Origin of the sequence: Muricoprocola aceti (genome assembly GCF_025567005.1) — a bacterium.
GTDB lineage: Bacteria > Bacillota > Clostridia > Lachnospirales > Lachnospiraceae > Marvinbryantia > Marvinbryantia aceti.
The window spans coordinates 1-13345 of sequence record NZ_JAOQKE010000025.1; the positions used below are offsets into that span (position 1 = coordinate 1).

Consider the following 13345-nt stretch of genomic DNA (forward strand, 5'->3'; position numbering starts at 1 on the left):
TTCACCAAGGGATAAGTGCGCCCTTTTTTAGTCCTAAAATATAATCAATATTTTTTAAATTTCTTATTGACATTTATTAGCTGGACTTACTATACTGTTTCCTAGACATAAAAATATGCTCCTCATATGATAGATTTTTGGATATTTCCATTGTCTACCATATGGGGAGCATATCATTTACAAGGGTTTCCGGGATTTTATTTTTGTATGTGATGCTACGGAGATGTTAATTGGGAGAAAGTGTCTTATTTTTGGGGATTTTTTGTTATTTTATGATGCTGTACGTTTTTATCTTCTGCATTATCATATGTGGCTCTTACTTCATTGAGAGCGTCAGCAAGCTTTGCAGACCGAAGTCCACCATAGAATATGAGGCTGAATGCCATTCTGTATCCACCATTTTCGGAAAAGAAGTTATGAGCGTATGCTTGCTATCATCAATGCTTCAGAACAGGATTATAATGATCTTTCCAATGCAATCGGAAATTCAAAAGATGCAGCACAGGATATGGCTGACACCATGTTGGACAACCTGGCAGGTTCCATGACTCTTATATGAAAATAGATGCCAATGGAACAGATTCACAATCCAAATTTTAAACCTATCGAATTCGATAGATTTAAAGCAGAATCTGGTGATAATGCTTTTACGTTGACACCACAGCAGTGGATGGGAAGACTATGTGATTATCTACAAGACAGGAAAAGAGGGTAATATGTAGCAAAACAGGCGAACTTTAGAATGCAGCAATAAGACAGTCATTCGCCATCCAGTAAAGAAAAACAGAATATAAATTTATTTGTGGGTATGTCAAAACGATTGACATATCTGTTATTTTATAATAATATACGTATAAACGATACGTATTGTAGAATTTTGCTTAAATGGGGAGAAAATCATAGCAGCAATACTTGTTGATTATGAGAATGTTGGAAATGCAAATGGTCTGCGTGGCGTGGATGTATTACAGGAAACAGATACATTGGTTTTTTTTACAGTGGCTGCTGTGGCAAGATACGCTATGATTATATGCAGGAAATAAAGTGCAGTGGATGCAGATTCAAAGTGGTGAAGTTAAAGGAAGCAGGAAAGAATGCTCTTGATTTTTATATAGTTTCTGAATGCGGTGTGCTCAGTGAACGTGGGTAAAAGCAGATTGCAATTATCAGCAATGATAAGGGATTTCAGGCAGTCATTGATTTTTTTCAGATGGATGCAGAGACCAAAAAGGTTCAGGTAGTTCGGGCTGGAAATATAGAGACGGCATTGACTTTTTTTACCATGCCAGAGGAGGATCAGAGAAGAAAAATTCTGAAAAACAGAATGTTTACGTTGGACCTGGCAGCAGAGTGTGCAAGAATAGAGGAGATAAATAAAGTACAAAAAGAGATCAGAGAACTTTTACAAGGAACTGCATATACGGAAAGAACGGCTAAGATTATAGATTTTATAGATGAACGGAAAAATTGTGAAAAGAAGGAATGGTACACTGGTTCTTTACATCGTTTTGGAAGAAAAGATGGAACAGTGATCTATCGGTTGCTGAAAAATGGAATAAATCACTATAAAAAATACATAGCAAATGCTAATGAGAAAACAAAATGATTGACACCATATACGACGCCGCATATACTTCGAATAGACAATGTCAAAATGGAATATAGAATGAATACACCAAGAAATGGTAAGACAGATAGTAGAAGATAAGGATTCCTCGAAGCTTGCACAGATTATTGGCAGAACATTCTCAGAGAGAAGGAATTGTATTTGGAAAGATGGAGAGAATCATGACAACACAAAAACTCAATGATATCCCTGAGATTTTTCATTATGCAGACCGCATTGGTAATCTGACAGCTGAAGCGGTTGGTGTGGTAAAGGGAGAAAAGTATTTCCCGGTTTTTGATGGACGGCTGGTTTTTAAACCACTTACAAAATCTAAGCCTCTTTCCACACCACTATTTGCTTATGCAGAAGTGTTCTGGTCATGGCTGATCAATGCCTATTTTATGCCCACGCCTCAGTACAGACTGGCGTTTTGTTACGGATATGAAGCAGAGACTGGCAAGTATTACGATTATGGGACTGTGTCGCCTGTGATTTATCAGGAAGGTGAACACCTGATGAATCTGTTGGAGTTTTTCCGTAAATACCCGGATAAAAAGGTGCATATTGATCAATATGTGAACTATTGCCAGATGTTTTATGATTACACAGAGATTCTGGAAGCAGATTATTTTCAGCAGCATCAGGAGATGGCGCAGGAACTGGCCAGACAGATCCTGATCTCGATTTTGAAAGGCGATCAGAATTATCATTATGAAAATGTGGCATTTGTGTGCGATGAGACAGGAGAGATACTACGGGTGGCACCGATGATAGACCATGAATTTTCTACTTATTTTATGTTTCCGGACAGCTTTCCAGAAAAGATGTTCTGGCTTGGACAGTTACAGAGATCCATAGAGGGTCGGCCGTTGCAGCAGGATGAATTTGCACAGCTGGAGAATGCAGAAGAACGAAAATTAATGGAAAAAAGTGCCGTCTGTCTTCATGGAAATCTGTTATATATTCGAGAACATTATCCAGAAGTAACAACATGGTTTCTGGAGAAGCTGTCTGTTTTAGAGCAGGATTTAAATGAACAACCAGAACTGTTCCATATCGAAAAAAGCCTGGGCTATCCGGACTGCGCCAATTCCAATGCTTACCTGATCGGGAAAGCCAGATATAAGGATCATGATGAAAAAATGGCAAGATACTATGAAGAACGGTATGGAGGACGGGGAAAAGAGATCAGCTTTAAGGTTCTGAACAGCCAGCTGCTGTATGATATGAAGACAATCATCAGGCAGATAAAAAAAGTACTTATGGAACAGGGAGAAAAACAGTGCTAATCAGTGAAAAGATATTTTACTATATAGAAAAGAATCAGTTAACGCAGAAGGAGTTCTCGGAGCGAACCGGGATCTCCCAGAGTACCATCAGTGACTGGAGGCGGAAAAGGACGAATCCATCTGCTGACAGAATTCTGAAGATCTGCGAGGTACTGAAGGTGACGCCTTATGAACTGCTTTCAGAGCAGAATGTCTCGTCAGAAGGAGAAGTAGATTTCCTGTTGCCATTGGACAGGGATGAAACTTTATTACTGGAAGGATTTCGCAATCTGCAAAGCAGACAGAAGGATCGGCTGATTGGATATCTGACTGCTCTGCGGGAAATGAAATAAAAAACTCTTGCAACTCCGTTCGCACGGTTCTACAATAGAGCCTTGTGAGAACGGAGGTATGAAAACATGATAGAAAAAGAAGAAAGACAGCTGCCGATACTTCGAGGCGAACTGGCTCTGCTGATTGTGATTTTAATCAACAGCCTGGGCGTGGTTCTGATGCTGATGTCTGGATCTGGCATTTCAGCAATTTCCAGTGTACCATATGCATTTTCACTGGTATTGCCACGGCTGACTCTTGGAACTTGGACCTATGTTTTTCAGGGAAGCCTGATCCTTTCTCTAATGATATTGTAGTAGAAAGAAGTTTGTGCCGAATTACTTATTCAGTTTCGTAGTGGGATTTGCATTCAGTATGATGTTGGATGTGTATGAGATGCATCTGACGGATCTGCCAATGACGATTCCATATAGAGTATTTTATTTTGCAGCAGGCTATTTGCTGATTACGATCGGCATTGCATTGTCCAACCGTTGTGGTCTGCCGATTGTACCGACTGATTTATTCCCACGAGAATTGTCAGCCATTAAGAATTGGAAGTATGCAAATGTAAAGGTGAGTTTTGACCTGATCTGTCTTGCAGTGACCGGACTTTTGACCGCTGTTTTTCTGGGACATATCCGTGGACTTGGAATTGGAACAATAGCAGCCGCTTTTACTATGGGCAAAGTGATTGGAAAGATTGGTGAATGGATGGATCATCATGTGAGATTTGTCTCTTTCATGACAAAGAAAATAGTGTAAAATAAATACAATAATTGGACATTGGGTAAACCTGCCGAAAGACAGGGACACAAAGCCTGTAGGAGCTGGGGTTTCGCAGCATGAGAAAGCTGGAAAACTATGACAGCCGGTTGCATAAGTGTTGCTTATTAGACGGCATTTTTATGTGAAGACATATGGAGAGCGTGATTTATGAATATACGATTCAAAGAAGAGCATTCATTTGTTTGCGATACGAGTTTGGACTCATATGGTAGCGTTCTTTGAATTTGCGGCAAAAATAACCAGAACTGGAAAATCCTGTTTCTTCCGCTATGGAGGAGACGGGATTTTTTGTTGTGGAAAGCAGTCTGGCAGCACAGGAGAGGCGATATTGGATCAGGTATGCTACTGGTGAGGTGCGAATGCCAGACTGAAAAATTGCCAGGGCACTGCTTGGGCTGATGGATACAGAAGCAGCAATTTGTTCCAGAGAAATATCTTCCTGGAAATGATCTTGAATAAACTTCATCATGACCTGAAGGCGGGCAGATCTGCGGCGACTGGAAAGAAGAACAGAATCTGAAGAGGAAAGATCCATATGACGGAACAAAATATCCCAGATATCAAAAAGCAGACGTACCGTGTGCAGTTCACTGACAGAAGCAGATTGCTGGTGTGCGTAGAGGGAAGACAGAATCTGAGCGACAGAATTCTGCCATAGAATTTTCGGGGAAAATATCTGATAAGAAAGAGAAGAATGCAGTATAGGGACAATGTATTTCTGGTAGATCAGGCTGTCTTCCGGTGCAAAGACAGATGGGGAAAAAACAATGTTTGGAATGATTGTGCTTTCATGAGCTTCAAAGCGGTGAAGAATACCGCTGTTTATAAAAATAGAACTTCCCTGAGGAAGTTCAATACGTTCATCCCCGATCAGGCAAAATGCGGTACCAGACAATACAGTAACAAATTCCACTTCATGATGCCAGTGCCAGTCGATGCAGTGAAAGTCAAAAGACCAGATATCTTCGTAGTAATAAGAAAACGGAAAGCTCTGGTTTCCATGAGAAATGGATTCGTGAAAATTTTCATCGGTTATAATACTGGTAGCGGAAGAAATATTTATATTCATGGTATTACCTCAAAAAATTCGTTATTTTGGGATATTGTACCATAATAAAACGGTTTTGTGCAATGACAGAGAGAGTTTATTGCGATATAATTCCATAAAGGGAGGAAAGAAAATGAAGAACGAATACAATAAAACCATCACAGCCTGTTTCGTGGGATATATTGTGCAGGCAATTGTAAACAATTTTGTACCATTGTTATTTCTGACATTTCAGAGAACCTGGCAGATACCACTGTCACAGATTACCATGCTGGTAACGTTTAATTTTGGAACACAGCTTCTTGTGGATCTGCTCTCGGTAAGCTTTGTTGATCGGATTGGATACCGGGTATCTATGATTATTGCGCATATTTTATCTGCGCTGGGGCTGATACTTCTGACCATATTACCAGAGATACTGCCATCTGCTTTTGCCGGAATATTGATTTCCGTTATGATCTATGCCATTGGCGGTGGTCTTCTGGAAGTTCTGGTCAGCCCGGTAGTGGAGGCCTGTCCGTCAGAAAATAAGGAAAAAGCCATGAGTATGCTGCATTCCTTTTACTGCTGGGGACATGTGGGGGTGGTATTGATTTCTACGATATTTTTTGCAACCGCAGGTATTCAAAACTGGAGAATGCTGGCGATTATCTGGGCGGTGATTCCACTGGCCAATGCCATTGTTTTTACAAAGGTTCCGATTGCTCCGCTGATGGAGGAGGGAGAGACTGGCTTGAGCCTGAAAGAACTGTTTGGGATCAAGGCTTTCTGGATCTTACTGATCATGATGATCTCAGCAGGAGCCAGTGAACAGGCGGTCAGTCAGTGGGCATCTACGCTGGCAGAAAAAGGTCTGGGTATCACCAAAGCAGCAGGAGATCTGGCAGGTCCTATGGTCTTTGCTATTCTTATGGGAAGCTCCAGAGCTTTTTATGGGAAATATGGAGAACAAATTTCTCTGGATAAATTCATGAGTCTGAGCTGTATTTTGTGTATTGTATCTTATCTGGGAATTGCGCTGGTTCCGGTGGCACAGATCAATCTGATCTGCTGTGCACTGTGTGGGTTATCTGTTGGTATTATGTGGCCGGGTACTTTTAGTAAGGCATCGGCATCCTTACCGAGAGGCGGCACAGCGATGTTTGCCATGCTGGCACTGGGAGGAGATGTTGGCTGCTCCGGAGGACCTACACTGGTTGGCATGGTATCCAGCGTGGCAGGTGATAACCTGAAAAAAGGAATTCTGGCGGGAGTGATATTCCCGATCTTATTACTACTTGGAATCATTCTATGCAAAAAAGTAAAAGGCATTGCAAAATAATAAAAAATATAGACACAGGAAAAATTGTATTGAGGGAAAGGACAGGAAAGAATGTGAAAGTAAAAAAAGTTATTTTAAAGTATGTTTGTTGACAATATGCATTTTGCTTGGTCAGGGGATCGTAGTTTCGGCAGCTAAGACTCCGGTAGCGGCACATGGTCGTCTGAGCGTAAAAGGCGTGGATCTGATAGATGCAAAAGGAAAGAAGTTTCAGCTTCGTGGTATCAGCAGCCATGGGATCAACTGGGACGTGGGAGCGCCTTATGTGAACAAAGCGTCTTTTAAAACATTGAGGAATGACTGGGGAGTCAATGCAGTGCGTCTGGCCATGTATACCTCGGAATATAATGGTTATTGTGCCGGAGGAAATAAGGAAAATCTGAAGAAGCAGGTTCGTAATGGGATAAAATATGCCACAGATCTGGGAATGTACGTGATCATAGACTGGCATATTTTAAAAGACGGTAATCCTAAGAAACAGTTGAAAGAAGCGAAAAGCTTTTTTGACACAATGTCGGTGCAATATAAGAATCAGAAAAATGTGATTTATGAGATCTGCAATGAGCCCAATGGATGTAGCTGGAATACCATAAGAGACTATGCGGAGCAGATTATCAAAGTCATTCGGCAAAATGATGCCAATGCAGTGATTATTCTGGGAACGCCGAACTGGTCTCAGCTTGGCAGTGAAGTGGCCAATCATCCAATCAAGGGATATAAAAATATTATGTACTCCCTGCATTTTTACGCTAATGAAAAAAACACAGTCAATATTTGCCTTCGAAGCTGGATGAGAGCTGAAAGAAAGGACTGGCAGTGATCGTTTCAGAGTTCGGTATGTCAGCAGCAAGTGGAAATGGCGGAATCAGTACCGGATCTACCGGAAAGTGGTTGAAAAGACTGAATAAAAAAAATGTCAGCTATTTTTGCTGGAGTCTCAGTAATAAAAAAGAATCCTGCTCTCTGCTGGCATCCAAAACCAGGAAGACAGGAAACTGGAAAACAAAAGATTTGTCTAAGGCAGGAAAATATATTCAATCCAAATATCGTGCCAGAAAGAAGGCACTGGGGAAAAACAGTTAACCATCAGGGACGGAGTTTTCTGGCTCAAGAAAGCCAGAAAACTCCGTCCCATTGGTTTACGCCATACCGTTGGTCATTTTGTATTTGTAGAGCATTTCAGCATGATTCTGTTCTTCCACCTGGATATCAGCCAGGAGCTTTCGGATATCGCTGGAACCAAAGGCGAAAACATCCGTATTATATTCTCCGGAAACCAGCTTTTCAGTAGCAATGCAATCGGTAGCCAGAAAAGCATCCTGCATCTTGTCTTCGGAGACAGCAATCTCCGTGTAAGTAGCTTTTGGCGTATAATTGCGGCCATCCGAGTCATTACAGTTGCAGGATGGGACCTGACCGTTCAGTACATTAGACAGAGAAGTATAGTGGGTTCGCTCCTTTTCCTGAAGAGTCTGAAACAGATTTTTCAGTTCCGGATCCCTGGCCTGCTGAGCATAACGTCCATATTTTTCGATACAGCTTTTTTCCTGTGTCTGAAGATCTTCAATGACAGCACGTTCTTTTTCACTTAATAACATAGAGAATGATCCTTTCCGGGCAGAAAGTGCCCTTACATGATAGTTATACCGCATTAGCCTGTCTGCGATGTTCATGCAGTGCGGCTTACGCGATGTTGACCGTAGTATGTGTGGAAAATGTGTGAGTTATACAGAAATTCTGAAAAATGAAATAGAAATTATTTGGAAAATTTAGGGGGTGGATTCCTCTTGAATTACTGTTATAATAGGTAAGCGGTCTTAATTTGAAAGAAATACGTTGATAGAATGAAATTGACCCGTTTCGTATAAGAAAAGTATAGACAAAGATATGGAGCGAAAGAAGATATATGGAAAAAGATCAGAATTTAAAGGGAAATGAGAAGATAGAAGAATCAATCTGGCAGCTGCAGAAGGAACCGACACAGGAGATGCTGGCCCATGCACTGACGGTGGTGCGCCGTAGAATGAAAGAGGATGGGCATCTGATTGTAGCGGTGGATCCGTCTGGAGCTATGGACAGTCTGCAGATACAGACCGTGCAGACGGGAGAAGGAAAGCTGTGGTTTGCAGCATATACCAGCTTTGAGGAACAGATGAAAGGCAGCAATGCGGTGATGTCTGCATTTACCGCAGAGATTGGAAAACTGTTTCAGATGGCGCTTCGGACCGAGAAAATAGAGGGGGTGATTCTGAATCCATGGAATCGCACATTGATGTTAAATAAGAATCTTATTCACATTGTAGTGGGAACAGAACAATAGAATTGTGGATAAAGGGGAGAGATGGAATTGAAGAAAAATAAATATGAGATTGATATGTGTCATGGCTCCATTATGGACAAGCTGATATCCTTTGCGCTGCCTTTGATGCTGTCCAGTATTCTGCAGCTGATGTTCAACGCAGTGGATGTTATCGTAGTAGGACGATTCAGCGGGAGCCAGGCTCTTGCAGCGGTGGGATCTACTACGGCATTGATTAATACTTTTACAAATCTGTTTATTGGGGTATCCTTAGGAGCCAATGTACTGGCAGCCAGGTTCTATGCTTCCGGACGGGAAAAAGAGATGTCCGAAACGGTACATACTGCTATTATGCTGGCGCTGGTCAGTGGTGTGATGATGGCGGTGATCGGACAGATTTTTGCCAGAGGCGCGCTGGAACTGATGGGAACCCCAGAGGATGTAATTAATAAGTCTACATTATACATGCGGATTTATTTCCTTGGAATGCCATTTTTCATGATGTACAATTACGGAGCGGCAATCCTGCGGGCAGTGGGAGATACGAAGCGGCCACTGATGTTTCTGATTGTGTCGGGAATTACCAATGCCTGCCTGAATATGATTTTTGTGATTGTATTTCATATGAGTGTAGAAGGGGTAGCCATCGCGACGGTGATTTCACAGCTGTTATCCTGTACGCTGGTGCTGCGCTGTCTTCATCATACGGAAGGTAGTTATCAACTGCGTTTTTCAAGATTGTGTATCAAAAAATATTACCTGAAGCAGATTTTTCAGGTAGGGATACCAGCAGGTATACAAAGCACAGTCATTAATTTTTCCAATGTGTTACTGCAGTCTTCGGTCAATTCATTTGGATCAGTATCTATGGCAGGCTATACGGCTGCGGATAATCTGATGGGATTCTTATATGTTTCGGTAAATGCAGTGACGCAGGCCTGCATGAGTTTTACGAGCCAGAATTACGGTGTGGGAAATTATAAGAGAATGGACAAGGTGTTGAGAGACTGCCTGGTGCTGACGGTTGCGGTTGCGTTGATCATGGGAAGCTGCTTCTGGTTCTTCGGCCCGGAGATTTTGCGGATCTACACCAGTAATCCAGAAGTCATTACCCACGCCATGGAGATCATGTCCATCACTATTATGCCGTATTTCCTTTGTGGCATTATGGATCTGTTTCCTGGTGCACTTCGTGGAATGGGACATTCCGGTGTACCAATGATTCTCTCCATAATCGGAACAGTAGGAACCAGAATTATCTGGATCTTCGGAGCTTTTCCACATCACCGAACCTTAAGGTTCCTGTTTGTATGCTATCCGGGCTCCTGGGGAATTACGATTATCCTGCAGGTGGTATGCTTTTGGTTTGTGAGAAAGAAGATTTTAAGACAAATAGCGCAAAATTAGATATATTCGGCACGAAACAGATAAAGCCCACGGCGAAAATCGTGGGCTTTTCCCATATGATCTAGCGTTTATCTTTTACTTCTTCCAGCATCTGTGCAACTGTTTTGCCAATCAGCGGATGACGCTTCCATGGTGCAATCTCTGCCAGCGGAATCAGTACAAAGTCACGCTTGTGTAGTTCAATGTGTGGAATGTGCAGATCTGGAGTATCCAGTACCAGATCATCGTACATCAGAATATCCAGATCCAGCGTTCTTGGCCCCCAGTGAATGATCCGTTCTCTATGGGCCGCATACTCGATTTCGTGAAGACGGTCTAACAGTTCTTCAGGAGAAAGCAGTGTGCGCAGTGCCAGTGCACCGTTTAAGAAATCATCCTGTTCCACACCTCCATAAGGCTCTGTGATGAGAAAATCAGAAACCGCAGTTACCTGACAGTCAGGTGCAGAGTCCAATGCTTCAATCGCACCTTTCAGATAGGCCTCTTTGTCGCCCATGTTGGAGCCCAGGGCAATATAAGCGGTGTGCCAGCCGCGGCTGATTTCGACAGATACCGTATCCAGAGGCAGACCAATCGGTGCCCATGGTTTCTTAATGGTCAGATCCACCTGAGAAACCAGAGGATAGGTAAGAAGAATCGTAGCAGCCACTTCTTCGGCGATCCGTTCCAGCAGCTTCCAGGTATTATCGCATACAATTTTTTTGATCAGATGGCTGACTTCACCATAGTGCACGGAAGCAGTCAGATCGTCAGTCAGTCCCGCTTTTCTGGTGCTTGTATGTAATACTGCAGTCACCAGAAACTTTTGACCAAGTACATTTTCTTCTGGAAATACACCATGATTGGCGTAAATCTCCAGATCCTTGATTGTAATCTTATCCATATGTATTACCTCAGTTAAGCATTTAAAATAGCTTTTGTCATGTCAATAATACGTTTGTTCTCTTTTACATCGTGTACACGTACAAAGGCACATCCGCGAAGCATACCGATCACAGTAGTAGAAAGAGTACCTTCCACACGCTGATCAACCGGAAGATTTAAGGTATTACCGATGACAGATTTTCTGGAAGTGCCAAGAAGAACCGGGAATCCCAGAGGAAGCAGTACATCTACATGGTTGATAGCTTCCAGATTCATCTCATAGGTCTTACCAAAGCCTACACCCGGATCCAGCATGATCTTATCATCTGCCACACCGGCTTTTCGTGCGATAGCTATGGATTCTTCCATATCTTTTACCATATCCTGAAGAAAATTGTCATAGACGGCTTCCTTGCGGTTATGCATCAGACAGCAGGCTGACTGATACTTTGCAGTCATTTCGGCAACTTTGAAGTCAAACTTAAAGCCCCAGATATCGTTGACCAGATCAGCACCGGCCTGAAGAGCTGCCTCTGCCACATTTCCCTTATAAGTATCAATGGAGACAGGGATGTCGAAACGGGACTTTACTGCCTCGATGACCGGGGTCACACGGGCAATCTCTTCCTCATCAGAGAGCACAGTATATCCTGGTCTGGTAGATTCTCCTCCGATGTCAATGATGGCAGCACCATCTGTGATCATCTCTTCTGCATGACGGAGAGCCTCATCCATATGGTTGAAACGTCCGCCATCTGAGAAAGAGTCTGGGGTAACATTCAGAATGCCCATAATATATGTTTCATTTGCTGTATCAAATTCATGATTTCCAATTTTCATAACAGGAACTCCTTTTGATTTTATCTAATAGTCAATTTCCATATTTTTTTTCGATAAAGGCCAGTTACATTCCCTGCTGGCAGGACAGCAGAAGCAGTTGCGGGACTGCTTGTCAGCACGGTACAGATAACGGGCAAGATGTGATTCACCATGATTTTCATTACCCCTGTGATGGAGGATCGCATCCTGGATCGCCAAGATGTCTCTGTCAGAGAAGCCGCAATCATTCAGAATGGTCTTAGCCATTCTGGCACTTGCGATATCGTGGGGCGTTCCCTTTGCGATCTGTTCATATCTGCCAATGTCATGTAAGAAAGCAGCAGCGTAGATCAGTTCCTTTTCGAGACCAGCGGAATCTTCCAGATTATACAGATACATGAGCCTGGCTACATCCAGAAAATGCTCGACAGTATGGCGACAGAAGATGCGGTCCTTTTCGGCATCCATCAGGAGCGATAGCTGTTCCTGATAAAGCGGATGGGTAAAAATATCCTGTATCCGTTTCATAGATCAGCCTTTCACCATCTGCAGGAATGTCTGCTGCAGAGTGAAGTCTTCGGCAAAAGCACCACGCACAATGGTGGTAACTGTCTTACTGCCAGGCTTCTGGACGCCACGCATGGTCATGCACATATGTTCGGCTTCGATCATGACCATAACGCCCTTTGGCTGCAGGTATTCTTCCAGTGCATCGGCAATCTGTGCAGTCAGATTCTCCTGAATCTGAGGTCTTCTGGCAAATACTTCCACCGTTCTTGCCAGTTTGCTTAAACCTGCCACACGCTGATCTGGAATGTAGGCAACGTGTGCCTTGCCATAAAATGGGAGTAAATGATGCTCGCAGGTTGAGTAGAAAGTGATATCTTTCTCTAATACAATATTATTATTGGTTGCATGGAACTGCTTGGAAAGATGGGTAGCTGCATTTTCGTAAAGACCGCCGTAGATCTGTTCACACATTCTGGCAATACGATCCGGTGTATCCAGCAGCCCCTCTCTGTGAATATCTTCTCCGATGCCCTCCAGCATAAGGCGGACACCTTCTTTAATCTTTTCGTGATCCATCATCATAATGATAAGTAAACCTCCTGAAATGATAGTAATCAGAATGTTTCCAAAGAGTTGAAAAATGACATAAAAAAACATCCTGATCAAGTAATAAGTTACAAAAATTTACTGTCCCTTCACAATCAAGATGTATGGCATCTATATGTTGCAACGGGTGCGAATCTCATATCGTAAGACGAGCTTTTCGTTTCTATGGCAACTCCCCATCCACGGAACACTTGACGCATGAAATCCTATTTTGCATAATAGCTTCTGTCTGGTATTTTACCAGTCGCAAGGATTATAGCATTAAATAAGTAGATAAGCAACATATAAAACAAGACTTTTTCAAAAAAAATTGAAATAATTTTAAAAAAGTACTTGCATTTTTGAAAAAGTTAGTATAGAATACATTGTGTTGTGACATTGGGCTATCGCCAAATGGTAAGGCAACGGACTCTGACTCCGTCATTTCAAGGTTCGAATCCTTGTAGCCCAGCTTTTCAGAGATGTTCGTTTG

Annotated in this window: 15 protein-coding genes, 1 tRNA gene, 1 pseudogene and 2 riboswitches; of the genes and pseudogenes, 11 read left to right on the top strand and 6 right to left on the bottom strand. The window is 42.5% G+C overall.

Annotated features, from left to right (window positions below):
• The first annotated feature begins 379 nt into the window (after nt 1–379).
• From OCV47_RS13950 to OCV47_RS16095, 5 genes and pseudogenes are all read left to right on the top strand, one after another.
• The gene (locus tag OCV47_RS13950; protein WP_262655674.1) at nt 380–559 is read left to right on the top strand and encodes a hypothetical protein; all 180 of its coding nucleotides are present in this window, start codon (nt 380–382) and stop codon (nt 557–559) included.
• A gap of 774 nt (nt 560–1333) precedes the next feature.
• Nucleotides 1334–1606 carry a hypothetical protein gene (locus OCV47_RS13960; RefSeq protein WP_262655676.1) on the top strand — a complete coding sequence of 91 codons (273 nt, stop codon included), beginning with the start codon at nt 1334–1336 and terminating at the stop codon, nt 1604–1606.
• A gap of 116 nt (nt 1607–1722) precedes the next feature.
• The gene (locus tag OCV47_RS13965; protein ID WP_262655677.1) at nt 1723–2898 is read left to right on the top strand and encodes a hypothetical protein; all 1176 of its coding nucleotides are present in this window, start codon (nt 1723–1725) and stop codon (nt 2896–2898) included.
• A complete protein-coding gene (locus tag OCV47_RS13970) occupies nt 2892–3230 on the top strand; it encodes a helix-turn-helix domain-containing protein (protein WP_262655678.1) in 339 nt (112 codons plus the stop codon). Before OCV47_RS13965 ends, OCV47_RS13970 begins: the two co-directional genes overlap by 7 nt.
• A gap of 66 nt (nt 3231–3296) precedes the next feature.
• Nucleotides 3297–3975: pseudogene (locus OCV47_RS16095) on the top strand (DUF6198 family protein).
• Between the two features lie 14 nt (nt 3976–3989).
• Nucleotides 3990–4093, top strand: a riboswitch (cyclic di-GMP riboswitch).
• A gap of 66 nt (nt 4094–4159) precedes the next feature.
• On the opposite strand, the gene OCV47_RS13980 reads toward OCV47_RS16095, so the two are convergent.
• On the bottom strand, nt 4160–5068 hold the full coding sequence (locus OCV47_RS13980) for an AraC family transcriptional regulator (protein WP_262655679.1): 909 nt from the start codon (nt 5066–5068) through the stop codon (nt 4160–4162).
• Nucleotides 5069–5180: 112 nt separating this feature from the next.
• On the opposite strand from OCV47_RS13980, the gene OCV47_RS13985 reads away from it, so the two are divergent.
• The 3 genes from OCV47_RS13985 (at nt 5181) to OCV47_RS13995 (ending at nt 7451) form a co-directional block, all read left to right on the top strand.
• Nucleotides 5181–6368, top strand: coding sequence for an MFS transporter (locus OCV47_RS13985; RefSeq protein ID WP_262655680.1), 1188 nt, complete (start codon nt 5181–5183; stop codon nt 6366–6368).
• An 85-nt stretch (nt 6369–6453) separates the two neighbouring features.
• Entirely contained in the window at nt 6454–7188 is a 735-nt protein-coding gene (locus OCV47_RS13990; protein ID WP_262655682.1) for a glycoside hydrolase family 5 protein, read from the top strand.
• Between the two features lie 17 nt (nt 7189–7205).
• Nucleotides 7206–7451, top strand: a complete 246-nt coding sequence (locus tag OCV47_RS13995; RefSeq protein WP_262655683.1) for a hypothetical protein — start codon at nt 7206–7208, stop codon at nt 7449–7451.
• 56 nt (nt 7452–7507) lie between these two features.
• On the opposite strand, the gene OCV47_RS14000 is transcribed toward OCV47_RS13995, so the two are convergent.
• Complete coding sequence (locus OCV47_RS14000) at nt 7508–7966, bottom strand: ferritin-like domain-containing protein (RefSeq protein ID WP_262655684.1); 459 nt, start codon at nt 7964–7966, stop codon at nt 7508–7510.
• 308 nt (nt 7967–8274) lie between these two features.
• On the opposite strand from OCV47_RS14000, the gene OCV47_RS14005 reads away from it, so the two are divergent.
• Both OCV47_RS14005 and OCV47_RS14010 read left to right on the top strand, forming a co-directional pair.
• Nucleotides 8275–8688: an SseB family protein gene (locus OCV47_RS14005; protein WP_256297163.1), complete on the top strand. Its 414-nt coding sequence runs from the start codon at nt 8275–8277 to the stop codon at nt 8686–8688.
• Nucleotides 8689–8709: 21 nt separating this feature from the next.
• Nucleotides 8710–10074 (top strand): MATE family efflux transporter, encoded by a 1365-nt coding sequence (locus OCV47_RS14010; protein WP_256297161.1) that lies wholly within the window; start codon nt 8710–8712, stop codon nt 10072–10074.
• A 61-nt stretch (nt 10075–10135) separates the two neighbouring features.
• On the opposite strand, the gene folK is transcribed toward OCV47_RS14010, so the two are convergent.
• Genes folK through folE form a run of 4 tightly spaced genes read right to left on the bottom strand, consistent with a single transcriptional unit; the run spans nt 10136 to nt 12846 of the window.
• Complete coding sequence (gene folK / locus OCV47_RS14015; RefSeq protein ID WP_262655687.1) at nt 10136–10957, bottom strand: 2-amino-4-hydroxy-6-hydroxymethyldihydropteridine diphosphokinase; 822 nt, start codon at nt 10955–10957, stop codon at nt 10136–10138.
• A gap of 14 nt (nt 10958–10971) precedes the next feature.
• On the bottom strand, nt 10972–11778 hold the full coding sequence (gene folP / locus OCV47_RS14020; RefSeq protein WP_117449519.1) for a dihydropteroate synthase: 807 nt from the start codon (nt 11776–11778) through the stop codon (nt 10972–10974).
• A gap of 24 nt (nt 11779–11802) precedes the next feature.
• On the bottom strand, nt 11803–12285 hold the full coding sequence (locus OCV47_RS14025; protein WP_262655688.1) for an HD domain-containing protein: 483 nt from the start codon (nt 12283–12285) through the stop codon (nt 11803–11805).
• A gap of 3 nt (nt 12286–12288) precedes the next feature.
• Nucleotides 12289–12846 (bottom strand): GTP cyclohydrolase I FolE, encoded by a 558-nt coding sequence (gene folE, locus OCV47_RS14030; protein WP_117449540.1) that lies wholly within the window; start codon nt 12844–12846, stop codon nt 12289–12291.
• Nucleotides 12847–12992: 146 nt separating this feature from the next.
• A riboswitch (THF riboswitch) is annotated at nt 12993–13089 on the bottom strand.
• Between the two features lie 163 nt (nt 13090–13252).
• On the opposite strand from folE, the gene OCV47_RS14035 reads away from it, so the two are divergent.
• Nucleotides 13253–13324, top strand: a tRNA-Gln gene (locus OCV47_RS14035).
• Nucleotides 13325–13345 lie beyond the last annotated feature (21 nt).